The organism is Pseudomonas sp. PDM21 (genome assembly GCF_014852505.2).
In the GTDB taxonomy this organism is placed as follows: Bacteria; Pseudomonadota; Gammaproteobacteria; order Pseudomonadales; family Pseudomonadaceae; genus Pseudomonas.
Genome location: NZ_CM181223.1, coordinates 1,548,153 through 1,574,503, shown reverse-complemented (window position 1 = coordinate 1,574,503; position 26,351 = coordinate 1,548,153). Strand labels below are relative to the sequence as shown.

Annotated in this window: 26 protein-coding genes and 1 pseudogene; 15 read left to right on the top strand and 12 right to left on the bottom strand. The window is 66.3% G+C overall.

Going from position 1 to position 26,351, the window contains the following annotated elements:
* Positions 1-13: 13 nt before the first annotated feature.
* The 5 genes and pseudogenes from IB275_RS07480 (at position 14) to IB275_RS07460 (ending at position 5,520) form a co-directional block, all read left to right on the top strand.
* Positions 14-1,438, top strand: coding sequence for a gamma-aminobutyraldehyde dehydrogenase (locus tag IB275_RS07480; protein ID WP_192289504.1), 1,425 nt, complete (start codon positions 14-16; stop codon positions 1,436-1,438).
* A 291-nt stretch (positions 1,439-1,729) separates the two neighbouring features.
* Complete coding sequence (locus tag IB275_RS07475; protein WP_192289506.1) at positions 1,730-3,592, top strand: FAD-dependent oxidoreductase; 1,863 nt, start codon at positions 1,730-1,732, stop codon at positions 3,590-3,592.
* Positions 3,593-3,678: 86 nt separating this feature from the next.
* Complete coding sequence (locus IB275_RS07470; protein WP_024766936.1) at positions 3,679-4,155, top strand: ester cyclase; 477 nt, start codon at positions 3,679-3,681, stop codon at positions 4,153-4,155.
* 207 nt (positions 4,156-4,362) lie between these two features.
* Positions 4,363-4,656: pseudogene (locus IB275_RS07465) on the top strand (methyl-accepting chemotaxis protein); the annotation flags it as partial.
* A 132-nt stretch (positions 4,657-4,788) separates the two neighbouring features.
* Entirely contained in the window at positions 4,789-5,520 is a 732-nt protein-coding gene (locus IB275_RS07460; RefSeq protein WP_494514437.1) for a PDC sensor domain-containing protein, read from the top strand.
* A gap of 51 nt (positions 5,521-5,571) precedes the next feature.
* Here the strand turns inward: IB275_RS07460 and IB275_RS07455 are convergent, their stop codons facing one another.
* Positions 5,572-5,901, bottom strand: coding sequence for a hypothetical protein (locus IB275_RS07455; RefSeq protein WP_138212580.1), 330 nt, complete (start codon positions 5,899-5,901; stop codon positions 5,572-5,574).
* A gap of 604 nt (positions 5,902-6,505) precedes the next feature.
* Here IB275_RS07455 and IB275_RS07450 point away from each other — a divergent pair.
* Genes IB275_RS07450 through IB275_RS07440 form a run of 3 tightly spaced genes read left to right on the top strand, consistent with a single transcriptional unit; the run spans position 6,506 to position 8,483 of the window.
* Positions 6,506-7,207 (top strand): PEGA domain-containing protein, encoded by a 702-nt coding sequence (locus IB275_RS07450; RefSeq protein WP_192289509.1) that lies wholly within the window; start codon positions 6,506-6,508, stop codon positions 7,205-7,207.
* Positions 7,208-7,245: 38 nt separating this feature from the next.
* The gene (locus IB275_RS07445) at positions 7,246-7,647 is read left to right on the top strand and encodes a TssQ family T6SS-associated lipoprotein (protein ID WP_192289511.1); all 402 of its coding nucleotides are present in this window, start codon (positions 7,246-7,248) and stop codon (positions 7,645-7,647) included.
* Between the two features lie 26 nt (positions 7,648-7,673).
* Entirely contained in the window at positions 7,674-8,483 is an 810-nt protein-coding gene (locus tag IB275_RS07440) for a hypothetical protein (protein WP_192289513.1), read from the top strand.
* 81 nt (positions 8,484-8,564) lie between these two features.
* On the opposite strand, the gene IB275_RS07435 is transcribed toward IB275_RS07440, so the two are convergent.
* From IB275_RS07435 to IB275_RS07425, 3 genes are all read right to left on the bottom strand, one after another.
* Positions 8,565-9,671 carry an NADH:flavin oxidoreductase/NADH oxidase gene (locus IB275_RS07435; RefSeq protein ID WP_081517775.1) on the bottom strand — a complete coding sequence of 369 codons (1,107 nt, stop codon included), beginning with the start codon at positions 9,669-9,671 and terminating at the stop codon, positions 8,565-8,567.
* 197 nt (positions 9,672-9,868) lie between these two features.
* Positions 9,869-10,177: a transcriptional repressor gene (locus IB275_RS07430; RefSeq protein WP_192289515.1), complete on the bottom strand. Its 309-nt coding sequence runs from the start codon at positions 10,175-10,177 to the stop codon at positions 9,869-9,871.
* Positions 10,178-10,185: 8 nt separating this feature from the next.
* A complete protein-coding gene (locus tag IB275_RS07425) occupies positions 10,186-10,806 on the bottom strand; it encodes a hypothetical protein (RefSeq protein WP_192289517.1) in 621 nt (206 codons plus the stop codon).
* 306 nt (positions 10,807-11,112) lie between these two features.
* Here IB275_RS07425 and IB275_RS07420 point away from each other — a divergent pair, with 306 nt between their 5' ends.
* The 3 genes from IB275_RS07420 to IB275_RS07410 are packed head-to-tail and all read left to right on the top strand — an operon-like array spanning position 11,113 to position 13,135.
* A complete protein-coding gene (locus IB275_RS07420) occupies positions 11,113-12,297 on the top strand; it encodes a PepSY-associated TM helix domain-containing protein (RefSeq protein WP_192289519.1) in 1,185 nt (394 codons plus the stop codon).
* Positions 12,294-12,818, top strand: coding sequence for a PA2404 family protein (locus IB275_RS07415; RefSeq protein WP_192289521.1), 525 nt, complete (start codon positions 12,294-12,296; stop codon positions 12,816-12,818). The genes IB275_RS07420 and IB275_RS07415 overlap by 4 nt, the downstream gene beginning before the upstream one ends.
* Positions 12,815-13,135, top strand: a complete 321-nt coding sequence (locus IB275_RS07410) for a hypothetical protein (protein ID WP_192289523.1) — start codon at positions 12,815-12,817, stop codon at positions 13,133-13,135. Before IB275_RS07415 ends, IB275_RS07410 begins: the two co-directional genes overlap by 4 nt.
* Positions 13,136-13,534: 399 nt before the next feature.
* On the opposite strand, the gene recJ is transcribed toward IB275_RS07410, so the two are convergent.
* From recJ to IB275_RS07395, 3 genes are all read right to left on the bottom strand, one after another.
* Positions 13,535-15,250, bottom strand: a complete 1,716-nt coding sequence (recJ, locus tag IB275_RS07405) for a single-stranded-DNA-specific exonuclease RecJ (protein ID WP_192289525.1) — start codon at positions 15,248-15,250, stop codon at positions 13,535-13,537.
* A 67-nt stretch (positions 15,251-15,317) separates the two neighbouring features.
* Positions 15,318-15,857 (bottom strand): YaeQ family protein, encoded by a 540-nt coding sequence (locus IB275_RS07400; RefSeq protein WP_192289527.1) that lies wholly within the window; start codon positions 15,855-15,857, stop codon positions 15,318-15,320.
* 61 nt (positions 15,858-15,918) lie between these two features.
* Positions 15,919-17,097 (bottom strand): GGDEF domain-containing protein, encoded by a 1,179-nt coding sequence (locus IB275_RS07395; protein ID WP_192289529.1) that lies wholly within the window; start codon positions 17,095-17,097, stop codon positions 15,919-15,921.
* 260 nt (positions 17,098-17,357) lie between these two features.
* Between IB275_RS07395 and IB275_RS07390 the strand changes: the two genes are divergently transcribed.
* A complete protein-coding gene (locus IB275_RS07390) occupies positions 17,358-18,557 on the top strand; it encodes a CaiB/BaiF CoA transferase family protein (RefSeq protein WP_192289531.1) in 1,200 nt (399 codons plus the stop codon).
* A 229-nt stretch (positions 18,558-18,786) separates the two neighbouring features.
* On the opposite strand, the gene IB275_RS07385 is transcribed toward IB275_RS07390, so the two are convergent.
* A complete protein-coding gene (locus IB275_RS07385; protein ID WP_192289533.1) occupies positions 18,787-19,473 on the bottom strand; it encodes a GntR family transcriptional regulator in 687 nt (228 codons plus the stop codon).
* Positions 19,474-19,545: 72 nt separating this feature from the next.
* Positions 19,546-20,280, bottom strand: a complete 735-nt coding sequence (locus IB275_RS07380; RefSeq protein WP_045209895.1) for an SDR family NAD(P)-dependent oxidoreductase — start codon at positions 20,278-20,280, stop codon at positions 19,546-19,548.
* Positions 20,281-20,613: 333 nt separating this feature from the next.
* On the opposite strand from IB275_RS07380, the gene IB275_RS07375 reads away from it, so the two are divergent.
* The 3 genes from IB275_RS07375 to IB275_RS07365 all read left to right on the top strand — a co-directional run bounded on the left by IB275_RS07375 (position 20,614) and on the right by IB275_RS07365 (position 24,222).
* Entirely contained in the window at positions 20,614-21,642 is a 1,029-nt protein-coding gene (locus IB275_RS07375) for an ABC transporter substrate-binding protein (RefSeq protein WP_151186205.1), read from the top strand.
* Positions 21,643-21,814: 172 nt separating this feature from the next.
* Positions 21,815-22,903 (top strand): phosphotransferase, encoded by a 1,089-nt coding sequence (locus IB275_RS07370; RefSeq protein ID WP_192289535.1) that lies wholly within the window; start codon positions 21,815-21,817, stop codon positions 22,901-22,903.
* Positions 22,900-24,222: an aspartate aminotransferase family protein gene (locus IB275_RS07365; protein ID WP_192289538.1), complete on the top strand. Its 1,323-nt coding sequence runs from the start codon at positions 22,900-22,902 to the stop codon at positions 24,220-24,222. Before IB275_RS07370 ends, IB275_RS07365 begins: the two co-directional genes overlap by 4 nt.
* Positions 24,223-24,299: 77 nt before the next feature.
* Here IB275_RS07365 and IB275_RS07360 read toward each other — a convergent pair whose 3' ends face one another.
* From IB275_RS07360 to IB275_RS07350, 3 genes are all read right to left on the bottom strand, one after another.
* Entirely contained in the window at positions 24,300-24,758 is a 459-nt protein-coding gene (locus tag IB275_RS07360; protein ID WP_192289540.1) for a sn-glycerol-3-phosphate transporter, read from the bottom strand.
* Between the two features lie 14 nt (positions 24,759-24,772).
* Positions 24,773-25,237 carry an outer membrane lipoprotein gene (locus IB275_RS07355; protein ID WP_081517759.1) on the bottom strand — a complete coding sequence of 155 codons (465 nt, stop codon included), beginning with the start codon at positions 25,235-25,237 and terminating at the stop codon, positions 24,773-24,775.
* Between the two features lie 129 nt (positions 25,238-25,366).
* Positions 25,367-26,296 carry a LysR family transcriptional regulator gene (locus tag IB275_RS07350; protein ID WP_192289542.1) on the bottom strand — a complete coding sequence of 310 codons (930 nt, stop codon included), beginning with the start codon at positions 26,294-26,296 and terminating at the stop codon, positions 25,367-25,369.
* Between the last annotated feature and the right edge of the window lie 55 nt (positions 26,297-26,351).

Sequence of the window (26,351 nt, the reverse complement as noted above, 5' to 3'; positions counted from 1 at the left end):
AGAGGACTCAACCATGCAAACCAATCTGCTGATCAACGGCCAACTGGTCGCTGGCGAAGGCGAGAAGCTCGCCGTCCTGAACCCGTCGCTGGGCACCACCCTGGTGGAAATCGCCGAGGCCACCCCGGCCCAGGTCGACGCCGCCGTGCGGGCCGCCGACGCCGCCTTCGACAGCTGGTCGCAGACTGCGCCGAAGGACCGCTCCCTGCTCCTGCTGGCACTGGCCGACGCTATCGACGCCAACGCCGAGGAACTGGCCCGCCTGGAATCCAACAACTGCGGCAAGCCCTACTCCGCCGCGCTGAACGACGAACTGCCGGCCGTGGCCGACGTGTTCCGCTTCTTCGCCGGCGCCTGCCGCGTGATGCAAGGCTCCGCCGCCGGCGAATACCTGCCGGGCCACACCTCGATGATCCGCCGCGATCCGGTGGGCGTGGTCGCCTCCATTGCGCCGTGGAACTACCCGCTGATGATGGTCGCGTGGAAACTCGGCCCGGCCCTGGCCGCCGGCAACACCGTGGTGCTCAAGCCCTCCGAGCAGACCCCCCTGACCGCCCTGCGCCTGGCCGAACTGATGGCCAGCATCTTCCCCGCCGGCGTGGTCAACCTGGTCTTCGGCCGTGGCCCGAGCGTCGGCGAGCCGCTGACCACCCACCCGAAAGTGCGCATGGTGTCCCTGACCGGCTCCGTCGCCACCGGCAGCCGCATCATCGCCGGCACCGCCGACACCGTGAAGCGCATGCACATGGAACTGGGCGGCAAGGCCCCGGTGCTGATCTTCGACGACGCCGACATCGACGCCGCCGTGGAAGGCATCCGCACCTTCGGCTTCTACAACGCCGGCCAGGATTGCACCGCCGCCTGCCGCATCTACGCGCAGAAGGGCATCTACGCCAAGTTCGTGCAGAAGCTCGGCGAAGCGGTGGCCAGCATCCAGTACGGCGAGCAGGACGACCCGAACACCGAGCTGGGCCCGGTCATCACCGAGCAGCACCTGGAGCGCGTCGTCGGCTTCGTCGAGCGCGCCCGCCAGGTGCCGCACATCGAAGTGGTTACCGGCGGCAAGCGTGCCGACCGCGCAGGCTTCTTCTTCGAACCGACCGTGCTCGCCGGCGCCCGCCAGGACGACGAAGTGGTCCGCCGCGAAATCTTCGGCCCGGTGGTTTCGGTCACCGAGTTCGAGGACGAAGCACAGGCGCTGGCCTGGGCGAACGACTCCGACTACGGCCTGGCCTCCTCGGTGTGGACCAGCGACATCGGTCGCGCCCATCGCCTGTCCGCCCGCCTTCAGTACGGCTGCACCTGGGTCAACACGCACTTCATGCTGACCACCGAGATGCCCCACGGCGGCATGAAGCTGTCCGGCTACGGCAAGGACATGTCCATGTACGGCCTCGAGGACTACACAGCAATCCGCCACGTAATGATCAAACACTGATTGGTAGTACGGCCTGCTGCGCGTCGGCGGAGCTGCGTTGGAAGGTGGTTCGTGCCCAGTCATTTGCTACTCGTAAACTCCTGGGCCCGAACCACCTTCCGCCTTGCTGCGCTCTAGCTCGCTAGGCCCAGTAGTTCAGTGAAAAGCAATCGCCGGACCAAGGTCCGGTGGTTCTGCGGCCCCCGCTCGACCGGGACCGCCGCGCGGCCACGCATGCCGCACTCCCTTCCGGATGGAAGGGCATAACCATGACAGCCCGTGCCCCGGGTCATCACCTTGCAAGGACTTCCCATGACCATCACCCGCCGCGACTTCCTCAACGGCGTTGCCCTCACCATCGGCGCGGGCCTCACCCCGCTGCAACTTCTCCAGGCCGCCCCCTCCGGCCGCTACTACCCGCCCGCCCTCACCGGCATGCGCGGCAGCCATCCCGGCGCGTTCGAGGTCGCGCACCAGATGGGCTGGGAGAAGAAGGTATTCGACACCGATGGCCTGAAGATCGAGGAGCAGTACGACCTGGTGGTGGTCGGCGGCGGCATCAGCGGCCTGTCCGCGGCCTGGTTCTACCGGCAGAAACACCCCAAGGCGCGCGTGCTGATCGTCGAGAACCACGACGACTTCGGCGGCCATGCCAAGCGCAACGAATTCCAGGCCGGCGGGCGGATGATCCTCGGCTACGGCGGCAGCGAAGCCTTCCAGTCGCCCAAGCACCTGTACAGCGACACGGTCAACAACCTGCTCAAGCAGCTCAACGTCGACGTGGACCGTTTCGAGACCGCCTTCGACCGCGACTTCTACCCGAACCTGGGCCTGTCGCGCGGCGTGTTCTTCGACAAGGCCGGCTTCGGCGAAGCGAAGCTGGTGTCCGGCGACCCGACACCGATGGTGGCCGACGACATCGCCCCGGAAAAACTCAACGCCCGCAGCTGGCGCGCGTTCATCTCCGACTTCCCGCTGCCCGAGGCCGACCGCCAGGCGCTGATCGACCTGCACGAGGCGCCGAAGGACTACCTCGCCGGCAAGACCCGCGAGGAGAAGGAAGCGCACCTGGCCAAGACCAGCTACCAGGACTTCCTGCGCAAGGACGTGGGCCTGAGCGAAGCCGCCACCCGCTACTTCCTCAGCCGCACCAACGACTTCTCGGCGCTGAGCATCGACGCCGTTTCCGCCGACTCGGCCTACTCCGTGGGCTTCCCCGGTTTCGGCGCCATGGACCTCTCGCCCATCAGCGAGGAAGCCAAGGCGGAGATGGAAGAGCCGTACATCTACCACTTCCCCGACGGCAACGCCTCGCTGGCGCGCCTGCTGGTGCGTGGCCTGATTCCGGGCGTGGCGCCGGGCAAGGACATGAACGACATCGTCCTGGCCACCTTCGACTACGCCAAGCTGGACCAGCCGAAGAACGCCGTGCGCCTGCGCCTGAACAGCACCGCAGTCAGCGTGAAGAACCGCGATGGCGGCGTGGACGTCGGCTACAGCCGCGCCGGCGCCCTGCATCGCGTGCGCGCCAAGCACTGCGTGCTGGCCTGCTACAACATGATCATCCCCTACATCCTGCGCGACCTCTCCGCCGAGCAGAGCCACGCCCTGGCGCAGAACGTGAAGTTCCCGCTGGTGTACACCAAGGTGGTGATCCGCAACTGGCAGAGCTTCATGAAGCTGGGCGTACACGAGATCTACGCGCCGAGCCAGCCGTACAGCCGCGTGAAGCTGGACTACCCGGTGGACATCGGCGGCTACAGCCACCCGCGCGATCCGAACCAGCCCATCGGCCTGCACATGGTCTACGTGCCCACCAGCCCCAACGCCGGCATGGACGCACGCACCCAGGCCCGCGTCGGCCGCGGCAAGCTCTACGCCATGAGCTTCGAGCAGATGGAAGCGATGATCCGCGACCAATTGCAGGCCATGCTCGGCCCGGCCGGCTTCGACCATCAGAAGGATATCCAGGGGATCACCATCAACCGTTGGTCGCACGGCTATTCGTACTTCTCCAACAGCCTCTTCGATGATGAGGAAGAGAGCGAAAAACTGATGAACCTGGCTCGTACCAAGGTCGGCAACGTCACCATCGCCAACTCCGATGCCGCCTGGGACGCCTATGCCCACGCAGCCATCGACGAGGCCTGGCGCGCGGTGGGCGAACTGGCCTGAAGAATCCGGCGCCGCGTACCGCGCGGCGCCGCACTTAACGGCCGTCCGGCCGACAACCCGCGGGCACGCCCGCAACGGAGGCAAGCATGCGTCACCTCGTCAGAGCGTTCTACCTGCTGTCGCTGTTCACCTTTGCCGGCCTCGTACAGGCAGCAGAGTCGCCCAAACAGATCGTCGATGCCTACATGGCCGCGTGGAACGCCCACGATGCCGAGAAGGCTGCCGGCTACCTGGCCAAGGATGCGGAGTACTTCGACGTCACCGTCGGCACCCCGCAGAAGGGCCGCGATGCCGCGCGCGACAACGTGATCAAGGTGTTCGTGGGGGCCGTTCCGGATCTTACGTGGAAGATGAACGGCAAGCCGATCGTCGACAAGGACGGCATCGCCTTCCAGTGGACGTTCAGCGGCACCAACACCGGCGCCTGGGATGCACAGACCCCGGCGACCAACAAGCCGCTGTCGTTCGACGGTGTGAGCTACGTGAAGGTCAAGGACGGCAAGATCGTCTACCAGGGCGACTACTACGACGCCCTGGGCCTGCACAAGCAGCTCGGCTGGTAAGCGGCATCCGGTAGCGCCTTTGTAGGATGGGTGGAGCGCAGCGATACCCATGCTGTACGCAAGGAGCGATGGGTATCGCTGCGCTCCACACCATCCTACGACCTGCGCCTTGCCACAGATTCGCCTCTCGGGGGGTGCGTCTGCCACAACAAGAAAACGATCCTTCGCCTACCTCTGCCCTCCTCCGCCACTGCAGTGTCCCAAGCCATGTCAATCACACTCGAACCACGGCCCGCCAAGGCCGAAGACAGCTCCAGCACCCGCTCCACCATCGACCAGGTCAAGCAGCTGATCGCCGACCTCAATGTGCGCTGGACCGAGATCAGCAAAGTCTCCGAAGTCATCAAGCAGATCGCCAAGAACACCAACCTGGTGGCCCTCAACGCCGCCATCGAAGCCGCCCGCGCCGGGGAAAGCGGGCGCGGCTTCGCGGTGGTCGCCGATGAGGTACGCCGCCTGGCGACCCAGTCGGCCAACGCCACCGCCGACATCGGCAACGTCGTTGCCTCGATCAAGAACGAGAGCGCCCGCGCCCTGGCCGACGTCGAACAGGCCGAGCACTCCAGCCTGCTGGACACCGCCCGCGTGGTGCTCGCCAGCCAGACCCAGCGACTGGAGGCGCGCTTCGCCGTGATGGCCACCGCGCTCTATGGCCTGAAGCATTTCATCCTCGGCATGAAGAGCCGCAACCTCGGCCCGCAGCGTGAGCAGATCGACGCGGTGATGCACGAGTACCTGACCCGCAACCCCGAGCTGCTGGCCTTCGCCTGCGGTTGCGAACCCAATGCCTTCGACGGCCGCGACCGCGAGTTCATCGACGCCCCCGGTCACGACGCCAGCGGGCGCCTCATGGCCTACTGGCACCGCGGCAGCGGCGTGGCCCAGCGCGAATGCCTGGTCGGCTACGACAAGGCCGACGGCAGCGGCGACTGGTACCAGATTCCCCGCGACAAGGGCCGCGACGTGTTCATGGAGCCCTACGAGTACAGCGTCGGCGGCAGCACCGTGCTGATGACCTCGTTCATGTCACCGATGTATTCCAACGGCCGCTTCCTCGGCATCCTGGGCGCCGACTACACCCTGCACCAGCTGCAGGAAAGCCTCGGCAAGCTGAGCCCCATGGGCAACGGCCATTACACGCTGCTGTCCAACGCCGGCATCTATGTCACCCACCCGGACGCCAAGCGTCTGGGCGACAAGGCCGGCGAGCTGCCGCAGGAAGCACGCAACGCCATCGCCCAGGGCCGCTGCTGGGAACAGGTGAAAGGCCGCCGCGTGCAATTGCTGCAACCCATCCGCGTGGGCGACAGCGATGCGCCCTGGGCGCTGATGATGAGCTTCGAGCTGGCGCAGGCCGGCGACTAGGGCATCAACCTGCAGGAGCGCGCCGTGCGCGCTCCTGCAGGGGAGTTCGGATCACGTCCGCTCGGGCAACTCGGTGATGTGGATTTCCGTCACCAGCGACGGCTTCACCAGCGGCGTGCGCGACAGCAGCGGGCAGAAGCGCGCCAGCGCGCCGATCAGCTCCCACTGGGTGTCCAGGGATTTCGCCAGCACATCCACATCCGCCAGCACCCGCTGGCCGACACGTTGCAGGTGCGGATCGGGACTATGGCCGAGCTCCACCGACAACTGGGTGATCAGCGTGCTGAGGTTGGACATGTTGCGGGTGGCGAGGGCGAGGATATTCGCCAGCAGGGCGATTTCCGATTGCGGAATGACAGCAGGCGTTGCAGAAGCGTCCATGCGTGCTCCAGTGGTGCTCTGAGGGGTAGTGGCGCAATCCTTGCGCGAGCGCGGTGAGAGTAGCATCACAGCGCCACTGTGCGACAGATATCACATTTCATTTCTTTTCCTGACCTCTCGGTCACACCTCCTGGAGCGGCGCTCCGGAAGCTGCCGCAAAGCGCGACCTGATCCTCAAATCCCCACGCCGGCGACGGAAACCACCCAGCGCATTTGAGCCGTGGAAATCGGCTTTCTATGATCCGCGGCCATTTTTCGAACATTGAATGCCTGCTTCTCGTCGTGCACGGCAACACGCTACCAGCACGAGGGCCAGGCCTCTTCTTTACCCCCTTGAAGATGCCGCCCGATGGAATCCACCTCGAAAGCTTCCCGCCCCCATGACACCCGGACGCCTTCGGGTACTGAGCGCGCTGGCTCGGCTCCCGTCGAGCCCCTGAGCTCCTGGGACGGTCCGGGTACCGCGTACACCGTGATGCCGCGCCCTGCGGTTTCTTCACCGCCCCCCGCTCGGCCATCTGCTCAGACCTCGCCGCAGCAGCCACCCCAAGCTATGCCAGCGGCCAGCGCCCCCCGGCGCATACCGGGACCAATCGCGAGCGGGTTGCTGATCGTCGGCGTTGCCGCCTGTGCGCTGCTGGTGGCGCTGTGGAAGGCCGGAGCATTCGACGACACCGTCGTCCCTCCCACAGGCCACGAGGCAAGCCACCGGACTCCTGCGCAAACGCAGCTCACCGACAACCCGGCGGAAAGCACCGTGTCCCTTACCCAGGAGCCCATGGAGGACGAGCCGGAGCTGTCTTCAATCGCTGGCCAACTGCCCGACCCAGCGGCTTATGACCGTCAGCTCTCACCCGACACCTTCAGGCAAGCAGCGCCCGCCACGCAGAGCGTTGCAGCACCGCCTCCTGCACCTGCAACCAGCCCCTCTCCAGCAGCGATTCCGGCTCAGAAACACGCGGAGCACAAGCGGCCAGCGCCCGCTTCGTCTGCGATCAAGGAGCAGAAGGCTTCCCCGGTGCTCACCCGCGCCGTGACCATCACCGGCGCGAAACCGGCCAGCCCAACCAAACCGCGCAGCACACTGGCGCCTGTCCCGGTCGGCACGCTGATCGTCGCCGTGCAGCCGTGGGCTGAAGTCTGGATCGACGGCCGCCAGCGCGGCATCAGTCCACCGCTGTTAAAGCTGCAACTGCCACCCGGTATCCACACCGTCGAACTGCGCAACCCCGACCTGCCCAGCTACAGCCAGAAAGTGCAGATAGTCACCGGTCAGTCGGTGACGCTGCAGCACAGCTTCCAGTGAGCGCCGGCAGACTCCTTTTTCCGTGTACGGACAGCCCCATGAAGACTCTGCACACTCTGTCGGCCCCACTGCTGGTCGCTTTTCTGGCGCTGGCATCAGGCTGCCGAAGCCACCTCGATGTACTGCCTGCGCCACCCGTGAACGACACCCAGGCCAACGCCGAGAGCACATTCGCCGACGGCCTGCGATTGTATGAGACGGGACACTACTACCTGGCCGAGGAACAGTTCCTCTCGCCGCCCCTCTGGGCCGGCGATACCCAGGTACAGCTGAAGGCGCTCAAGTACCTCGCGTTCAGTTACTGCGTCACCGAGCGGCCGATCCAATGCCGCTTCGCCTTCGACCGTGCCCTGCAGATCGACCCGACCTTCCACCTGGGAACCGCCGAAGCGAGCCATCCCCTCTGGGGCCCGGTGTTCGTCCAGGCGGCGCGCCGTTGAACCTTTCCCCCGATCGCGAGCCCCCCATGTCCTTCACTCACTGGTCAGGCCGATTGTGCCTGGCGCTTTCCCTACTGGGCGCACTGCCACTCGCCCAGGCCGCCCCCCATGAAAGCCTGAGCGCTGCCGTCGAGAGTCTCTGGAGCGGCGAACAGGTTTCCATCAGCGTGCTGAGTTCCAGCTACACCCAGCAGGCGTCGAAGACCGGGACCGAGTACCGCAGCGAGCTGAAGAACGCGCCGGTCTACCTGCAGACCGCCGGGGAGTCCGCCTGGGTAGTCTCGGGCCGGACGCGTTTCAATGCGGTCGCCACGCCCTGGGGCAACTTCCCCCGGCTAGACATGCGCAACGCCCGGCTGCTGGCCATCGACCTGCCGAACAAGCATTACCAGGTACTGGCCAGCCCCGGCGCCGGCCTGTTCGGCGTCGGCGACTGGCAGCGCTATGGGTTTCTCCAGGTGATCGACCTCAGCACGCCGTCCTCCCCTATCCATTACCCGCTCTACACCGACGCCGAGCTGGGTGAGCGCGCACTGGGCCGTCTGGCAGACTCCCCGGTGCTCAACTATGCACGCCTGGTACCTGCCAGCCGAGGCGAGAGCGGAGAGATCGACACCTATGAAGTCTCCCTCTACGCACTTGGCCGCAAGGGCCCGGAACGTGTTCTCAGGGGAGGCGTTCCGTTGGCCTACCTGCTCAGGCACGAAGCCGGCGGCTGGAACATCGACAGCGTGGAGCGCACGCCAGTGACGACGGAGCGGGACGAAGAGCATCGCCCGTTCACCACCCCGCTCCGTCCGGCGCTGTTCTCGGCAAAAGGAAGCGATCAGCCGTAAGCCCGCGCGCTGGCGCCTGTCTCATCGGTGGGAGGGAAAGGTAGGGGCACGCGGTGCTGGCCCGCGTGCCCCGCTCGGGCGTCAAACCTGCCCATAGGCCTTGCGCTTGGGCGTACCGCGTTGCGCGGCGCGCAGGTACTGCGCCGGCCACGGCACCTGCTGGCCACCCAGTTCATCGGCGGCATGCAGTGGCCAATAGGGATCACGCAGCAGTTCGCGGGCCAACAGGATCAGGTCGGCCTGCCCGGTGCGCAGGATGTGCTCGGCCTGCACTGGCTCGGTGATCATGCCCACGGTGCCGCTGGCGACGCCCGCCTCCTTGCGCACCCGCTCGGCGAACTGCGTCTGGTAGCCCGGCCCCACGGGAATTTCGGCGTTCACCGCGGTACCGCCGGAGGACACGTCGATCAGGTCCACGCCCAGGTTCTTCAGGCGGCGCGCCAGCTCCACGGTCTCATCGGGGTTCCAGCCATCCTCCACCCAGTCGGTGGCGGACAGGCGGACGAACAGCGGCAGCTCCTGCGGCCAGACCGCGCGTACGGCTTCGGTGACTTCCAGAAGGAAGCGGATGCGGTTCTCGAAGCAGGTGCCGTACTGATCGCGGCGCTGGTTGGAAAGCGGCGAGAGGAACTGGTGCAACAGGTAGCCGTGGGCGGCATGCACCTCGGCGATCTTGAAGCCGGCGGCCAGGGCGCGCTCGGCGCCGCGCACGAACTGGTGCTTGATGGTAGCCATCTGCTCTTCGCTCAGGGCGATGGGCGCGGTGTGCTGCGGGTCGAAGGCGATGGCCGAGGGCGCCACCGGCGTCCAGCCGCCTTCACTGATCGGCACCGAGCCGTGCTTGCCCAGCCACGGCGCCCAGGTGCTCGCCTTGCGTCCCGCATGGGCCAGCTGCACGCCGGCCACCGCGCCCTGGGATTCGATGAAGCGGGTGATGCGCCGTAGCGGCTCGACCTGCTCGTCATTCCAGATGCCCAGGTCCTCGGCGCTGATCCGCCCTTCCGGGGCGACCGCCGTGGCCTCGACTATCACCAGACCCGCGCCGCCCACGGCGCGGCTGCCCAGGTGCACCAGGTGCCAGTCGTTGGCCAGGCCGTCCTGGGCGGAGTACTGGCACATGGGGGAAACAGCAATGCGGTTGGACAGGGTCAGCTGGCGCAGGGTCAGGGGCTCGAACAACTGGCTCATGGTGGCACTCCCTCTCTGGTCTTCAGATCTTGTCCTACAACTGTAGACCGGGATCGCCTAAGGATAGGCCCAGATGATAGGTGGCTCCGTCGCAGCCGGGCCCCCTGCAAGCGGACGGAAACGCCAGCCCCCTTGTAGGAGCGCGCCATGCGCGCGATCGCGGGCATGGCGTGCTCCTACAGGGAGCATCGCCGCTGTCAGTGCAGCTCGTTGGACTTTCCCATGGCGGCCACGGCGCCGGGGGCCAGGCTGTAGCGCTTGCTCGCGTCGCGTTCGAGCAGGCCGGAGAGGTGCAGCCGACGCAGGGTCTGGCTGACGCAGCTGAGGGAGATGGGCAGGCCCGGCTCCTCCAGGTAGGCGTGCAGTTCGACCGCGGTCGCCTTGCCGCAGATCACCAGCGCATCGAGGATATTCAGCCGTGGCAGGCTGCTGCGCAGGCCGGCGTGCTCCAGCAGTTGCCGGGCCGGGCGCGGCAGACGCGGCTGTGGCGGGGTACTGACCTTCATCGCAACTCTCATGGGCGCACCTCGAAAGACAGTGTGGAAACATGGATCACGCTGTCATAGCGCTTGCCCTCGATGCTGGCGCCGCCATTGACCTGGGCGGAGACCTCCAGCACGTAGCGCGCCGGGAACGGCGTGATCAGGGTCACCGTGCCGTCCGCCGCCGGCTTCAGGCTGCGGGTCCACTGCTCGGAGGTGTACACGTTGACCTGCGAGGCCGGCACCACAGTGCCTTTCCAGTGCAGGGCGAAGGTGTTGCCGCCGGGCGTGGTGGGCACCAGTTCAAGATCATTCTGCGCCCGGGTTTCGGTCCTTCCCTCGCGCGCCTGATAGATGGTCAAAGTGCCACCCTCGGCCCGCTGGGCGGCGACCCGAATGTCGCCTGCCGGAGCGCTGGCAATCTCGAAGGAGTCGATGCCAGCCTGCATTGGCGCGGTCTTGCCATCGCCCAGCACGACGCGGGGGTTCTGCAACTGGGCCACCGGCAGGTGCTCGCCGGGCTGCACTTCGCTGAAATAGCTTCTCGCGCTCTGGCCTGCATTGCGCTCCAGCCACAGGTAGTCCGCGTTGGCCAATGGCGCGCAGCTCAGCGCCAGGGCCAGCAGCACGGGCTGGCGAAGGGAAACGTTCATGCGGGGGATTCTCCTGTCTGGGGCACTACTCGAAAGAAACGTCGCTCGCATCCGTTGCGAATCGATCGCTTTCACATAACAAGACGGATGAGCCGCGAAAAACACGCACAGAAATTGTGTAAAGAAATCGAAAAGGCCGGGAAACCGGCGCCGAAACATTTATTTGCAACTGCACATGGCCGGTTTTTCGATCTCATCCGTCCTTATTCCTAGAACACCGCTGCTCCTTTGGTGTCTTCGCGCCTCGTCGGCCCTGTCCGGCGGGGGGCCTTTTCCTTTGTCCCCTTTTGTGTGGCCGTGATTCCCATGTCCAAGAAATCCCGCTCCAGGCTCTGGTTCCTGGTCCACAGCTGGCTGGCCCTGCCCATCTGGTTCTTCGTGTTCCTGGTGTGCATCACCGGCACCCTGGCCACCGTGAGCCAGGAAATCATCTGGCTCGCCGACCCCTCCGTGCGTGCAAACCCGCCAGACGATGACGCCCAGCGCCTGGGCTACGACCAAGTGCTCGCGGCCATGGCCCAGCAACAACCGCAGGCCGCCGTGCGCATCATCAGCGCGCCCTCCGAAACGCATTTCGCGCTGCGGGTCAGCGTGACCTATCCGGACAGCGCTACCGCCATGCTCTACGTGAACCCCTACACAGGGATCATCCAGGGCAAGATGCCGCTGTTCGACTTCCGTCAGTTCACCCGCGCGCTGCACGGCTGGTGGCTGGTGCCGTTCAGCCACGGCTTCAGCTGGGGCTGGTACCTGGTCTCGTTGCTCGGCCTGCCGATGCTGGCGTCGCTGGTCACCGGTCTTGTGGTGTACAAGCGCTTCTGGCGCGGCTTCCTCAAGCCGACCCTGCGCCTGCGCCAGGGCGCGCGCATCTTCTGGGGCGACATGCACCGGCTGATGGGCATCTGGTCGATCTGGTTCATCGCGGTGATCTCCATCACCGGCACCTGGTTCCTGATCCAGGCGACGCTGTTCGACAACAGCATCTCCATCTCCAGCGAGGGCGTGCCGACCATCATCCAGCGCGACAGCATCCCCGTGAGCGCAGACGGCAAGGCGCCGCCGCGCATCGGCCTGGACGCCGCCGTGCTGGTTGCCCAGCAGCGCATTCCCGGCTTCGAACCGAACTTCTTCCGCCTGCCCTCCAGCGCCTACGACCCGGTGACCATCTTCGGCAAGGCCTGGTATCCGCTGATGTTCGAAAGCGCGCAGGTGAACCCCTATGACGGCAGCGTGGCCTCGACCCGCCTGCTGGGCGACCGCTCGGGCCTGGAGTTCGTCACCGAGTCCATGCGCCCACTGCACACCGGCGATTTCGGCGGCGTGTGGGTCAAGCTGATCTGGTTCGTGTTCGGCCTGATCCTCAGCATGATGGTACTCAGCGGCCTGATGATCTGGAGCAAGCGCACCTTGATCGCCACCGCCAAGGAACTGAAAAAGCAGAAGGCCCGCGAGCGGATCCGCGTCGCAGCCACCCCGGAGGCCAGCCAATGAGCGGCAACAGCAAGCTGCGCCGCCAGTGGCTGCGCTGGCGATTCCACCTCAGTGCCCTGCTGGTGCTGATCCCGCTGGGCTTCATGCCGCAGTACTTCCATGACGCCAGACTGGACCGCGGTTCGCGCGGCCTGGGCGAGCGCGAGATCGGCGCCGTACAGGTCGGCCCGTGGACCGCGCGCATGGCCGAATGGGAAGTGGGCGAGCCTGAGGACGAAGGCCGCGCCGGCTTCGTCAAGGCATTCACCCTGGTCTTCTGCGACAGCTGTTACCCCCAGGTGAAAGCCGCCTACCTGCGCATCGGCCAACCACGCAGCCTGCGCGCCGCCGGCGGGCTGTTCGCCGGTGCGCGCCACCAGCAGTTCGCCGAGGTCACAATCCCCGCCCGAGTCACCCCGGCCGATGAGCTGTGGCTGACCGTGGAAGGCTGGGACGGCGCCGTGCACCAGGCGCAGATCCCCCTGGACAAAGCCTCGCCCTCGCTGGTGGCCTGGCTGGAAGAGACCCGGAGCAACCGATGAAAGCGATCCTCAAGTTCACTGCGGTGCTGCTCGGCCTGAGCGCCAGCGCCAGCGCCCTGGCCCACGCGCCCTTCTGCGAATGCACGGCACTGGATGCGCAGACCATCCGCTGCGTCGGCGGCTTCACCGACGGCAGCGCCGCGCCGGGCGTGACCCTGGACGTGATGAGCAGCGACAACCAGGTGCTGATCCCCGGCAAGCTGGGCGCGGACTCCAGCCTGACCTTCAAGCGGCCGAGCGGGGATTTCTACATCCTCTTCGACGTCGGGCCGGGGTACATGGTCGAGGTCGATCCGAGCGAGATCAAAGGCATCTGAGCTGCGCTTTTGATCCTGAGAGCATCCAGAGAAACGTCCGCGCACTCCGGACGGCCCCGTTCAGGAGGCCTCGTTGAAGCGCAGTTTCAGGGGTTGAGCGACATGGATGTCGCGAGAGCCGCGATGGGCCAGGGATGGCCCTTCGCGGCGGGCCCCTGAAACTTCGGTTCAACGAGGGGATTTTTCGCCCCAAGCGAAAAACCGGATGTCCGGGGCAAGACCTTTTGGTTCCTTTTGGGAGGGCGGCTATCCGACGTTTGCCAAAAGGGGCTCGCCCGAGGGGGCGAAACCAGAAGCTCGCGCGTACGCCGAAGCGACGCTGGAATACCGAAGGCGAAGCACCGAAAGCTCCTAACCAGCCCGAGTGAGAGCAGTTGAGCGCGCAGGCGTGAAGCCGGATCAACGCGGCGCGATATGCGCGACCATCAGCTGCACGGTCTCGTTACCACGGAACTCGTTGACGTCCAGCTTGTAGGCCACTTCCGCCCAGCGCACGGTAGGGTTCGGCCAGATTTCGCGGTCGATGTTGAAGGCGATGGCGTCCAGTTGCAGCGAGCCGCATTCGGTCTTGAGCACCAGCTTCAGGTGACGTTCGCCGACCACACGCTGCTGGACGATCTGGAAGATGCCGTGGAACAGGGGCTCGGGGAAATGCTGGCCCCAGGGCCCGGCCTGGCGCAGGGCGCGCGCCAGTTCCAGGTGGAACTCCTCAGCGCCCAGCTGGCCGTCGGAGAGCAGGCGGCCGGTGAGGTCTTCTTCATCCAGCTGGCGGCGCACCTCGGCGTCGAAAGCGGCGGCAAAAGCACCGAAGTTCTCCTGCGGCAACGACAGGCCTGCAGCCATGGCGTGGCCACCGAACTTGCTGATCAGCCCCGAATGGCGAGCGGCCACGGCGTCCAGCGCGTCACGGATATGGAAGCCCGGCACCGAACGCGCCGAGCCCTTGAGCGTGCCGTCTCCAGCATCGGCGAAGGCGATGGTCGGACGGTGATAACGCTCCTTCAGGCGCGAAGCGAGAATGCCGATCACGCCCTGGTGCCATTCCGGGTCGAACAGGCACAGGCCGAAGGGCATCTCCTCCACCGGCAGTTCCTTGAGCTGGGCCAGCGCCTCGCGCTGCATGCCCTGCTCGATGGCCTTGCGATCCTGGTTGAGCTGGTCGAGCTGCACCGCCATGTCGCGGGCGACGCTTTCGTCCTCGCAGAGCAGCAGCTCGATCCCCAGGGACATGTCGTCCAGGCGTCCCGCGGCGTTCAGGCGCGGGCCAAGGATGAAACCCAGATCCGTGGAGGTGATCCGCCGGCAATCGCGCCCGGCCACTTCCAGCAGCGCACGCAGGCCAGGACGGGCGCGGCCGGCACGGATGCGCGCGAGGCCCTGGTGCACCAGGATGCGGTTGTTGGCATCCAGCGGCACCACGTCGGCGACACTGCCCAGGGACACCAGGTCAAGCAGTTCGGCGAGGTTCGGTTCGGCGATGCCGCGAGCCGCGAACCAGCCGCGCTCACGCAGGCGGGCGCGCAGGGCGAGCATCACGTAGAAGATCACGCCAACGCCGGCCATGGCCTTGCTGGGGAAGTCGCAGCCGGGCTGGTTCGGGTTGACGATGGCGTCGGCGGCGGGCAGTTCCGCCCCCGGCAGGTGGTGGTCGGTGACCAGTACGCGCAGGCCGGCGGCCTTGGCAGCGGCGACGCCGTCGATGCTGGAGATGCCGTTGTCCACGGTGACCAGCAATTCCGGGCGTTTCTCCAGTGCCACCGCGACGATTTCCGGGGTCAGGCCGTAACCGTACTCGAAGCGGTTGGGCACCAGGTAATCGACCCATGCCGCGCCGAGCATGCGTAGCGCCAGCACGCCGACGCTGCTGGCGGTGGCGCCGTCGGCGTCGAAGTCACCGACATAGAGAATCCGCTGGCCCTTTTCCAGCGCATCGACCAGCAGCTCCACCGACGCGTCCACGCCCTTGAGCTGCTGGTACGGGATCAGCCGCGCCAGCCCCTTGTCCAGCTCGGCGGCGCTCTGCACGCCACGGGCGGCGTAGAGACGGGTCAGCAGCGGCGGCAGGTCGCCCAGGTTGGGCAGGGTTGGCGGGAGGGGGCGGGATTCGATGCGCATGGGTGTTCCAGTCGATTCATTCAGGCGCCGATCCCGGCGCCCTGGTTACAGCAGGTACAACGAGCGATCAGCGCTCGCCCATCAGCCATTCCACCTGGAGCTCGTGCTGGCCGCGCTCGTCGGTCACGAAGATGGTTCCTTCGCTGATCATCACGGTCCAGTTGATCGAGCGCGGCAGGTCGCGGGAGATTTCCTCCAGCGCCTCCTGGGGCATGGCGACGACGTTGAGGTTCTTCAGGTGGCGCACCGTGTCGAGCACCTTGGTGGTCCACACGCGCAGGTTGCCGTAGGCGACCAGGGTCAGCTTCTCGCAGCGGCGCGAGCACCAGGTCAGGCGGTCGGCGTCGGGCTGGCCGACTTCGATCCAGTGCAGCACGCGGTCGTCCAGGCTCTTTTCCCAGAGCGAGGGTTCCTCCACGTCCGACAGGCCGCGGCCGAAGGCCAGCTGCTCGTTGTACCAGATGACGTAGGCGAGCAGGCGCACCGCCAGGCGCTCCTCGGTTTCCGAGGGATGGCGGGCGACGGTGAAGCGCAGGGTCTCGTAGACCCCCCGGTCGAGGTCGGTCAGGCTGATATCGGCTTTGTAGGGCGTGGCGGACAGGGCCATGGGGGTTCCCGGCGAATTTTCGAAGGCGGCAAGTCTACCGCGAAAGCACGGGCGCCGTGCCTTATGTCCGTGGACGCCGGTCGGCTCCCGGCTCCGGCGCGGCCAGTTCGATGCGATTGCGGCCCTTGGCCTTGGCGGCGTAGAGCGCCTGGTCGGCCAACGACAGCAGGCGCAGCAGGTCATGCCCGGCCTCACGCGTGGTGGCAATGCCGATGCTGACGCTGAGCTGGCCCTCGGCCATGAACGGCAGTTCGGCGAACTCGCGGCGCACCCGCTCGGCGACCTGGCAGGCGCCTTCGGTATCGGCGGCCACCAGCAGGCAGGCGAACTCTTCCCCACCGATGCGGGCGAACTGGTCGTGCTTGCGCATCCGCGAGGCGGTGATGCGGCTGAACTCCACCAGCACGCGATCGCCGGCAGGATGGCCGAAGGAATCGTTGAGCCGCTTGAAGTTGTCCAGGTCGCAGAGCAGCAACGAGGCCTGTTCGCCGCGCTCGACGCACAGGCGCAGCAGGCGCTCGCCGGTCTCCATGAAGGCACGGCGGTTGCCCACGCCGGTCAGCGGGTCGCTCAGGGCGGCGCTGCGGAACTGCAGCTCGGCGCGCTCCTTGACCATCGCTAGGGTGGCGAAGGCAATACCGATGGCGAACAGCATGGTCTCGAAGACCAGGAAGGTGAAGAAGGTCGAGCCCTGGCCATTGTCCGCCACGCTCTGGAACGGCATGCCGCGATCCACCACCAGACGCACGCCGTAGACCAGCGTGTGGAAGATCAGCAGCGCCAGGGTCGGGCGCAGCTCCACTTCCAGCTTGAGGCGGCTGCGCCAGAGTTCGGCGATGGACGCCAGGCAATAGACGATGGTGATCGCCGTGCTGACCAGCACCCGCGCCGCGAGGGATTCATAGAAGGCCGGGACGAGGCAGAGCAGCGCCCAGACCACCGCGCCTGCGCCGATCAGCGGCCAATTCGGCTTGCGTCCGGCAAACACCCGCATGGCCGTCCAGGTCATGGCCGAACACAGGTGCAGGACAACGTTGCCCAGCAGGATCGCCACCCAGTCGATGCCCATGCCGCGCAAAGTAGCGAGCAAGGTGCCGACGGCTCCCAGCAGCAGCGCGGCGCTCATATAGCCCAGGGTGGGGTCGCGGCGGCCGCTGTGCCAGGCGAAAGCCATCAGCACACCGACCAGGGTCAGCACATACAGGTCGACGACTACCAGCGTCGGCAGGTTCAACGTCATGCAGCCCCCTCGCCACCCGCCTGCGCGCATTCGTCGGGGAATGCCGCCAAGCCAAGGGGCTGTCTGGAAGTGGGCGAGCGCATCACGGTATACCTGTCCGAAAACCGGCGGGCTGAAGTCAGAAACATCCCTGAATGTCGCTACTCTACGCGCGCCAAAGGTCGGCGCAAAGCACCGTTGCCAGGCGTCTGCCCGGCGGCCTGTTCGAAGCGGCGCACAAGCGTTAGAGTCCGGCGATTCCTCTCTGATCGGACAGACCGATGAACAGCACCGCCAAACCCCTCGCCGGCCTCAAGGTCATCGAACTCGGCACCCTGATCGCCGGCCCCTTCGCCTCGCGCTTGTGCGCGGAATTCGGCGCCGAAGTCATCAAGGTCGAGTCGCCCGATGGCGGCGACCCGCTGCGCAAGTGGCGCAAGCTCTACGAAGGCACGTCGCTGTGGTGGTTCGTGCAGGCGCGCAACAAGCGTTCGCTGACCCTGAACCTCAAGCACGAGTCCGGCCGCGAGGTGCTGAAGAAGCTGCTGGCCGAAGCGGACATCCTGATCGAGAACTTCCGCCCCGGCGTGCTGGAGAAGCTCGGCCTGGGCTGGGACGTGATCCACGCGCTGAACCCGAAGCTGGTGATGGTGCGCCTGTCCGGCTTCGGCCAGAGCGGCCCCTACAAGGACCAGCCGGGCTTCGGCGCGGTGGGCGAGTCCATGGGCGGGTTGCGCTACATCACCGGCTTCGAGGACCGCCCGCCGGTGCGCACCGGCATCTCCATCGGCGACTCCATCGCCGCGCTGTGGGGTGTGATCGGCGCGCTGATGGCGCTGCGTCACCGCGAAGTGAACGGCGGCACCGGGCAAGTGGTCGACGTGGCGCTCTATGAGGCGGTATTCGCCATGATGGAATCCATGGTTCCGGAGTTCGACGTATTCGGCTTCATCCGCGAACGCACCGGCAACATCATGCCCGGCATCACCCCCTCCTCCGTGCACACCACGGCCGACGGCAAGCATGTGCAGATCGCCGCCAACGGCGACGCCATCTTCCGCCGCTTCATGACCGCCATCGGCCGCCTCGACCTCGCCGAAGACCCCACCCTGGCCAGCAACGACGGCCGCGACGCACGGCGCGACGAGCTGTACGGCATCATCGACCGCTGGGTGCGCTCCGAATCGCTGGATACCGTGCTCAAGGTGCTCACCGAAGCCGAGGTGCCGGCCAGCCGCATCTTCTCCGCCGAGGACATGTTCGCCGACCCGCAATTCCTCGCGCGGGAGATGTTCCTCTCGGCCAAGCTGCCGGACGGCAAGTCTTTCCGCATGCCGGGGATCGTCCCCAAGCTCTCCGACACCCCCGGCAGCGCCGAGTGGATCGGGCCGAAACTGGGGGAACATACGGATGAGGTGCTGAGTCGACTGGGTTACGACGCAGCGGCCATCGCGGCGCTGCGCAAGGATGGGGCGGTCTGATTTTTTGCTTCTTGCGGGAGCGGAGCTTCTCCGCGAAATCCCGTCACAGCCGGGGTAGGAGCGCCGGCCTATTGCCGGACCGTGGATAAGAGTCGAAGTCCCGTGCAGGCGGATAACCCGTTCCGGGTTATTCGCCCTACGGGTGGCCCCGACATCGGAGCCGAACCTGTAGGAGCGTGCCATGCACGCGGTCGCGGGCGTGGCCCGCTCCTACAGGGAGCAATAAGGCTCAGCCCGCTTCCTGCTCCGGCTCTTCAGTCTGAGCAATGAACTCCAGCATCTTCTCGCTGCCATCCAGCAGGTCCGCATGGATCGCCTCGCGGGCCGCGGCGCCGTTGCGTTCGCGCAGGGCGCGCAGAACGTCCCAGTGGTGTTCGATGGCCATGCGCTCGCTGAAGTCGGCGTAGGCCTGGGCGATCAGCGGGCCAGTGCGCATCCACAGGCTGTCGAGGAAGGCGCGCAGCAGCGGCATGCCGGCGATATCGGCCAGGGCGAAGTGGAAGGCCTGGTTGAGCTTGAGCGCCAACTCCAGGTCATCGGCGTGGATCGCATCGAGGTTCTCGCGGATGTTGGCTTCCAGCTCGTCCAGTTGCCCGTCGCTCGCGCGCTCGGCGGCGGTCTCGGCGGCCAGGCCTTCGAGCGCCACGCGGATGCTGCGGATTTCCAGGTACTGCTCGCGGGTGAGCAACGGCACGCGGATGTCGCGCGGGGTCTTCAGTACCAGCGCCTGTTCCTTGGCCAGTTGCAGAATGGCGTCGCGCACCGGGGTGACGCTGGTGCCCAGCTGCTGGGCCAGGTCGCGGATACGCAGGCGGTCGTCCGGCTTGAAGCGACCGGTGATCAAAGCCTCGCGCAGCAGCGCGTAGACGCCGCTGCCAAGGTAGGAGTGATTCAGGCCTTCGATCGGGTAGTTCATCGCTTTCTCATCGCGTGCTGCGGCATTTCCGGCGCGCATGATGCGGATTGAGCGCGCTGGATGCCAGCGGGATCACACATGCTGGCCGCCGTTGACGTGGATTTCCGCGCCATTCACGTAGGACGCGCCGCTGGTGCAGAGGAAGTGGATCAGCGAGGCGACCTCCTCCGGCTTGCCCAGGCGGTGCATGGGAATGTCGCGTTCGACGATCAGCTCGGTGCCCGATGACAGTATCGCCGTGTCGATCTCCCCCGGCGCGATGGCGTTGACGCGCACGCCGTGCGGGCCGAAGTCGTGGGCCATCTCGCGGGTCAGCGCCGCCAGCGCGGCCTTCGAGCAAGCGTAGGCGGCACCGGCGAACGGATGCACGCGGGAGCCGGCGATGGAGGTGACGTTGATCACTGAGCCCTTGGCCGCCTTCAGTTCGTCGAACAGCCCGCGCGCCAGCAGCGCCGTGGAGAACAGGTTGACGTTGAACACCTTGAGCCAGGTGCCGTAGTCGCTGCCCAGTACGCCCAGGCGCTCGCCTTCCGGGCCCTTGGGCGAGATGCCGGCGTTGTTCACCAGCGCATGCAGGCTGCCACCGAGCTTCTCGCGGATCATCGGCAGACTGGCCTGCACGCTGTCGATGTCTTCAAGGTCCAGGTGGATGTGGTTGATCAGCCCTTCGGCCCAGGGGCATTCGGCGCTCCAGTCCTGGCGCGAGGCAGTGAACACACGCCAGCCGGCGGCGTTGAAGTGCTTCACCGTGGCATGGCCGATGCCCCGGCTGGCGCCGGTGAGCAGCAGGGTGCGGGTCTGGTTCATGGTGCTTCCCTCTCAAGTCTGAGCCGCTGTCTGCGCCATCCATCGGGGCGCGCGATCTGTGAACATCCGTGAAGCGATGGCGCCAATAAAAACATGATGCATCATGTTTTGGAAGGTGTTTTAATCGGCTCAGCTTGGTCCTACATCGAGCTATCCGAACAACAACAAGAAACGGAGCACATTCCCATGATCGACCTCACCCATTCCGCCCGTTCCTCTCCCTGATGTCCGAGGGCGTATCAGCCGGCCCTTCAGCTTGGCCTGGCGCAGCGCCCCACTCTTGAAGCTGCCCTCTTATTCATGGGCCGGATTGGCCCGCTCAGGAGTCATCGCATGTTCAAGAAAGCCATAGCACTGATGATGCTGGCCGGCGGCGCCGCCCAGCTGCACGCCGAAACACTCACCGTGGTGTCCTTCGGTGGAGACAACAAGGTGGCCCAGGAAAAGGCCTTCTACAAACCCTTCGAGCAGCAGGCCAAGGTCACCGTCCAGGGCGCCGAGTACAACGGCGAGATGGCCAAGATCAAGGTCATGGCCGACACCGGCAAGACCAGCTGGGACGTGGTCGAGGTGGAATCCCCGGAGCTGATGCGCGGTTGCAGCGAAGGCCTGTTCGAGCAGCTCGACTGGTCGAAGCTGGGCAAGCGCGAGGACTTCCTCGACGCCGCCGTGAGCGACTGCGGCGTGGGCATCTTCATCTGGTCCACCGTGCTCACCTACGATGCCAAGAAGCTCGCCAGCGCGCCTACCGGCTGGGCCGATTTCTGGGACGTGAAGAAATTCCCCGGCAAGCGCGGCCTGCGTCGCGGCGCCAAGTTCACCCTGGAGTTCGCCCTGGAAGCCGACGGTGTGAAACAGGCCGACCTGTACAAGGTGCTGGGCACCAAGGAAGGCGTGGACCGGGCGTTCAAGAAGCTCGACGAGATCAAGCCGTACATCCAGTGGTGGGAAGCCGGTGCGCAACCGCTGCAGTGGCTGGCCGCCGGTGACGTGGTGATGACCAGCGCCTACAACGGCCGCGTCGCCACCGCGCAGAAGGAAGGCCGCGACTTCGCCATGCAGTGGGACGGCAGCATCTACGACCTGGACCACTGGGCCATAGTCAAGGGCAGCCCGAAGAAGGAGCTCTCCGAGCAGTTCATCGCGCTGGCCAACAAGCCCGAGCACCAGAAGGTCTTCGCCGAGAACATTCCCTACGGCCCGACCAACAAGAACACCATCCCGCTGATCGACCCGGCCATCGCGCCGAAGCTGCCCACCGCGCCGCAGAACCTGGCAAACGCGCGCGCCATGGACACCGAGTTCTGGATCGACCACGGCGAGGAACTGGAACAGCGCTTCAACGCCTGGGCGAGCAAGTAACACCGGCGACTCCCGCCCGGCCCCGCGCCGGGCGGGAGCAACCACCTCACTGAAACACCGCAATACCGTTGTACCGCTGAACCCTGCTGGACCTGTTATCTCTGCTGGACCTGTTATCCCTGCTGGACCCGTTATCTCTGCTGGACCCGTTATCTCTGCTGGAGAAGTACCCGTGCCCCTCAATACCGCTCCCGTCCACGACCACCTGCTGGAAGCGGCCCCCGCCCAGGTGAGCGACGCCCAGGCCGCTGCCATCGCCGAGGAATACTTCGGCCAGCACGGCACGCTGCACCGCCTCGCCGGCGAGCGCGACCTGAACTTCCACATCGCCCACGGCCATGGCGACGACCGCCTGCTGAAGCTCTCCCACCCGCTGGAAGACCCGCAGGTCGTGGACTTCCAGACCCGTGCCCTGCTCCGCGTCGAAGCGCAGGACCCGACCCTGGCGGTACAGCGCGTCTACCCCTCGCTGAACGGCGAGCACCAGATTCCCCTGGTCGTCGACGGTCAGCCGATGATTGCCCGGCTGTTCTCCTTCGTCGACGGTGTCCCGCTGCACCGTGTCGCGCAACGCAGCCGTGCCCTGCGCGAGAACCTGGGCGACGACCTGGCCCGCCTGGGCCTGGCGCTCAAGGGTTTCGAGCACCCGGCCACCGCCGGCCACGAACTGCTCTGGGACCTCAAGCACGCCTCGCGCCTGCGCAACCTGCTGGTCTACATCCAGGATCAGGAACAACGCGCTCTGGTCGAGCGCTTCCTCGACAACTTCGAGCGCCACGCCCTGCCCCGCCAGGCGACGCTGCGCGCCCAGGTCATCCACAACGACCTGAACCCGCACAACGTCATCGTCGACGCGCGGCACCCGGACCAGGTGCGCAACATCCTCGACTTCGGCGACATGGTTCACGCCCCTCTGATCAACGACCTCGGCGTCGCCGCCGCCTACCAGGTGGGCGAGCCGGACGCCCCGCTGGCCACCGCCTGCGAGATGATCGCCGCCTACCATCGCCGCTGCCCGCTGCTGGCCGAGGAACAGGAAATCCTCCCCGACCTGATCGCCACACGGCTGATCATGACCCTGAGCATCACCGCCTGGCGCGCCAGCCTGCACCCCGAGAACCGCGACTACATCCTGCGCAACACCCGCCACGCCTGGCAGAGCCTGCAGGGCCTGGCCGGCCTAAGCCGGGAGCAGGCGCAGGAGCAGATCGCCGCCGCCTGCGCCCCTTCAAGCGCGAATCAACAGGAGCCCCGCCCATGACCATGCCCAACGGATTCAGCGCCGCCGACGCCGAGCGCCTGAGCGAACAGGAGCGCCGCCTCATCGAACGCCGCGCGCGCCTGCTCGGCCCGGCCTACCGGCTGTTCTACGAGCGCCCGCTGCACACCGTGCGCGGCGAAGGCGTGTGGCTCTACGACAATCAAGGCAACCGCTACCTCGACGCCTACAACAACGTTGCCTCCATCGGCCACTGCCATCCGCGTGTGGTGCAAGCCATCGCCAGCCAGGCGGCAGTGCTGAACACCCACACGCGCTACCTGCAGGAAGGCATCCTCGACTACGCCGAAGACCTGCTCGCCACCTTCCCCGACGGCCTGGACCAGGTGATGTTCACCTGCACCGGAAGCGAGGCGAACGACCTCGCCCTTCGCATCGCCCGCCAGTACACCGGCGGCACCGGGGTGATCATCACCCGCTTCGCCTACCACGGCGTCACCGGCAGCATTTCCGAGCTGTCGCCGTCCCTCGGCGCCGGCATCACCCTCCCCGCCCACGCGCGCACCGTGATTGCGCCAGACGCTTACCGGCTGGGTGCGGAAAACGTCGGCAAACGGTTCGCCGCCGACGTGCGCGCTGCCATCGCCGATATGCGCGCCCACGGCATCAAACCCGCTGCGCTGCTGCTCGATGGCATCTTCGCCAGCGACGGCGTGCTGGCCGGCCCGGCCGGCTTCCTCGCCGAAGCCGTGAAGGTCGCCCAGGACGAGGGCCTGCTGTATATCGCCGACGAAGTGCAGAGCGGCTTCGCCCGCACCGGCGACGCCATGTGGGGCTTCCAGCGCCACGGCGTGCAGCCGGACCTGGTCACCCTCGGCAAACCCATGGGCAACGGCCAGCCCATCGCCGGCGTGGTGGTGCGCCCGGAAATCCTCGAAAGCTTCGGCCGCGAGGTGCGCTACTTCAACACCTTCGGCGGCAACCCGGTGTCGTGCGCGGCGGCCCAGGCAGTGCTCGACGTGATCCGCGACGAGAAACTGCAGGAGCGCTCTCAGCGCATCGGCGCCTTCCTCGCCGACGGCATCCGCCAGTTGGCCGAGCGCCATGAACTGATCGGCGACGTACGCGGCGCGGGCCTGTTCCTCGGCGTCGAACTGGTCACCGACCGCGCGTCGAAGTCTCCCGCCGCCAACCAGACCCGCCAGGTAGTCAACGGCATGCGCGAGCGCGGCGTGCTGATCAGCGCCGCCGGGCCCCTGGAGAACATCCTGAAGATCCGTCCGCTGCTGGCCTTCGAGCAGGAACATGCCGAGCTCTTCATCGACTGCCTGGACAAGTCGCTGAAGGACGTCACTGCCTGACGCTTTCTTCCTTCAGAAACGACGCGGGCCGCGATGAACACTCATCGCGGCCCGTTGCATTTCGGCTGTCGGAAGTATCAGAAGCGTAAGCCAACGTTGACCATCGCGGCGGCATTGCCCAACACCACGAGTTCGGCGCCGACCGGCCCGAAGTGCGCGCCGACCGAAGGAATGATCGCCGGTGCGACGCCCAGGTGGTTCAGCGGGATCTTGTCGCGGTACTCGCCGCGATAGCCCTGCAACGCGCCGCCGGTGACCTTGGCGTAGAAAGGCGTGCCTTCCCAGTCGAAGCGCTTGCCGGCGTAGACATAGTTGGAACGCTGACTGAAGGAGTTCTTGAAGGTCGCACCGCCCCAGACCACGCCATCGGCACGGTTGCGCTCCAGGCCAATCAGCTCCTGGTGGTTGTTGTGGTCCGGATCGTGATTCCAGTGGGTGGTGTAGACGCTGGTCTGCAGGTACCAGAAGCTCCCGTCGTCGGCCATGGCGATGCCACAGCCGAGCAGGGCCAGCGCGGCGATCAACAGGCGGCGCATGGGGCGTCCTCCGTTCAGAGGGTGACGCGGCTGGCGCCGTTGACGGTCATGATGCGAACGCGATCACCGATGCGGAACTGTTGGTTCGCATCCACCGCCTGGACATAGGCGCGGGTGCCGCCGTCATCCTCCCGAACCACGATTTCAACGCCCTGGGTGCGGGTGATGCCCTCTTCCACCGCAGAACCCGCCGCGCCGCCAGCGACGCCGCCGAGAATGGTGGTGATGGCCTTGCCGCGACCGCCGCCGATGGAGTTGCCGGCGATGCCGCCGACTGCCGCGCCGGCCAGGGTGCCGATGGGCGTCTTGGTACCTTCGATCTGTACCGGGCGCAGCGATTCGATGGTGCCCATGCGCACGTTCTGCACGGCGCGGGCGTCAGCACGGGAGTAGGAAGAACCCGACAGGTTGGAAGCGCAGCCGCTCAGCAGAGCGGCGCTGGCAAACAGGGCAGTCAGAAGCAGAGTGGGACGGTTCATGGTGTTGACCTCGGAAGGCTCTCAAAAGTGATGGTGAAAGCCTAACGATCGGTCCCTGAACTCCCCCTGAACCCTCTCTGAACCAATGCTGAACGAAGCTGAACGACTGAATGAATTTACTGAAAGCCGTCAGCCTTCCAGGGCGACCAGTTGCATCCGGCTGCGCTCGAACCAGCGCAGCAGGTAGTCCGCCAGCAGCTGCGTGCGGCGCGGCAAGCGGCTCTGGTAGGCGTGAATGAGGAACACCGGCTGGGTCCGGGTCTGGTAGTCGCGCAGCAGCCAGACGAGACTGCCTTCAGCCAATTCCTGCTGAATCATATAGGAGGGCAGCCGGCTGATCCCCGCGCCCGCCAGCGCCGCCTTCTTCAGCAGGGTGTAGTGGTTGCTAGCCAGCAGGCCGCTCACCGTCACGCGGAACAGTTCGTGGTGGCGCTGGTAGAGCCAGACCTCACTGTCCTGATAATGGGTGTTCTGCAGGCAGGAATGCCCAGCCAGCTCCGCCGGCACTTCCGGTACGCCGTGCTCGGCGAGGTAGTCCGGCGTGGCGCAGGTCAGCTCCTGCAGGGCGAACAGCGGCCGCGCCACCAGGCGCTCGTCCGCCGCCAGGCTGCCGGAGCGGATCGCCAGGTCGAAGCCGTCGGCCACCAGGTCGCGGCGTTCGTTGGACAGGTCCAGTTCCAGGCGGATGTCGGGGTACTGGCGGGAGAACTCCATCAGCCAGGCATCGAAGAAGGTCTCACCCAGCGACACCGGCACGCTCAGCCGCACCTTGCCCTGCGCCTCCTCCTGCAATGCCAGCACCGCCTGCCGCGCCCGCGCAGCCTGGGCGTTGAGCGCCTGGGCCTCGGGCAACAGCGCGGCACCCGCAGCGGTCAGTGACAGACGTCTGGTTGTGCGGTGCACCAGCGTCGCCCCCAAGGCTTGCTCCAGCGCGGAAATCCGCTTGGACAGCTGGCCCTTGCTGCAGCCGAGCTTCTCCGCTGCGCGGGTGAAACTGCCGCATTCGAGGAGCACGGCGAAGGCGGAGAGGTCTTCCAGGTCGCTGGCGATTGTTTCCATATGAAAACCAAAGGTTATCGATTGGCGTGATTATCTAAACAGGAGACCACTCTAC

Bases quoted from the DNA above. Each gene is read 5' to 3' on its own strand.
- IB275_RS07445 (WP_192289511.1), top strand. From the start codon at position 7,246: ATGAAGACTCTGCACACTCTGTCGGCCCCACTGCTGGTCGCTTTTCTG.
- IB275_RS07425 (WP_192289517.1), bottom strand. From the start codon at position 10,806: ATGAACGTTTCCCTTCGCCAGCCCGTGCTGCTGGCCCTGGCGCTGAGC.
- IB275_RS07385 (WP_192289533.1), bottom strand. From the start codon at position 19,473: ATGAACTACCCGATCGAAGGCCTGAATCACTCCTACCTTGGCAGCGGC.
- IB275_RS07395 (WP_192289529.1), bottom strand. From the start codon at position 17,097: ATGACGTTGAACCTGCCGACGCTGGTAGTCGTCGACCTGTATGTGCTG.
- IB275_RS07455 (WP_138212580.1), bottom strand. From the start codon at position 5,901: ATGGACGCTTCTGCAACGCCTGCTGTCATTCCGCAATCGGAAATCGCC.
- IB275_RS07480 (WP_192289504.1), top strand. From the start codon at position 14: ATGCAAACCAATCTGCTGATCAACGGCCAACTGGTCGCTGGCGAAGGC.
- IB275_RS07475 (WP_192289506.1), top strand. From the start codon at position 1,730: ATGACCATCACCCGCCGCGACTTCCTCAACGGCGTTGCCCTCACCATC.
- IB275_RS07350 (WP_192289542.1), bottom strand. From the start codon at position 26,296: ATGGAAACAATCGCCAGCGACCTGGAAGACCTCTCCGCCTTCGCCGTG.
- IB275_RS07410 (WP_192289523.1), top strand. From the start codon at position 12,815: ATGAAAGCGATCCTCAAGTTCACTGCGGTGCTGCTCGGCCTGAGCGCC.
- IB275_RS07420 (WP_192289519.1), top strand. From the start codon at position 11,113: ATGTCCAAGAAATCCCGCTCCAGGCTCTGGTTCCTGGTCCACAGCTGG.
- IB275_RS07365 (WP_192289538.1), top strand. From the start codon at position 22,900: ATGACCATGCCCAACGGATTCAGCGCCGCCGACGCCGAGCGCCTGAGC.
- IB275_RS07400 (WP_192289527.1), bottom strand. From the start codon at position 15,857: ATGGCCCTGTCCGCCACGCCCTACAAAGCCGATATCAGCCTGACCGAC.
- IB275_RS07375 (WP_151186205.1), top strand. From the start codon at position 20,614: ATGTTCAAGAAAGCCATAGCACTGATGATGCTGGCCGGCGGCGCCGCC.
- IB275_RS07470 (WP_024766936.1), top strand. From the start codon at position 3,679: ATGCGTCACCTCGTCAGAGCGTTCTACCTGCTGTCGCTGTTCACCTTT.
- IB275_RS07360 (WP_192289540.1), bottom strand. From the start codon at position 24,758: ATGCGCCGCCTGTTGATCGCCGCGCTGGCCCTGCTCGGCTGTGGCATC.
- IB275_RS07440 (WP_192289513.1), top strand. From the start codon at position 7,674: ATGTCCTTCACTCACTGGTCAGGCCGATTGTGCCTGGCGCTTTCCCTA.
- IB275_RS07460 (WP_494514437.1), top strand. From the start codon at position 4,789: ATGGCCACCGCGCTCTATGGCCTGAAGCATTTCATCCTCGGCATGAAG.
- IB275_RS07435 (WP_081517775.1), bottom strand. From the start codon at position 9,671: ATGAGCCAGTTGTTCGAGCCCCTGACCCTGCGCCAGCTGACCCTGTCC.
- IB275_RS07430 (WP_192289515.1), bottom strand. From the start codon at position 10,177: ATGAAGGTCAGTACCCCGCCACAGCCGCGTCTGCCGCGCCCGGCCCGG.
- IB275_RS07415 (WP_192289521.1), top strand. From the start codon at position 12,294: ATGAGCGGCAACAGCAAGCTGCGCCGCCAGTGGCTGCGCTGGCGATTC.
- recJ (WP_192289525.1), bottom strand. From the start codon at position 15,250: ATGCGCATCGAATCCCGCCCCCTCCCGCCAACCCTGCCCAACCTGGGC.
- IB275_RS07380 (WP_045209895.1), bottom strand. From the start codon at position 20,280: ATGAACCAGACCCGCACCCTGCTGCTCACCGGCGCCAGCCGGGGCATC.
- IB275_RS07390 (WP_192289531.1), top strand. From the start codon at position 17,358: ATGAACAGCACCGCCAAACCCCTCGCCGGCCTCAAGGTCATCGAACTC.
- IB275_RS07355 (WP_081517759.1), bottom strand. From the start codon at position 25,237: ATGAACCGTCCCACTCTGCTTCTGACTGCCCTGTTTGCCAGCGCCGCT.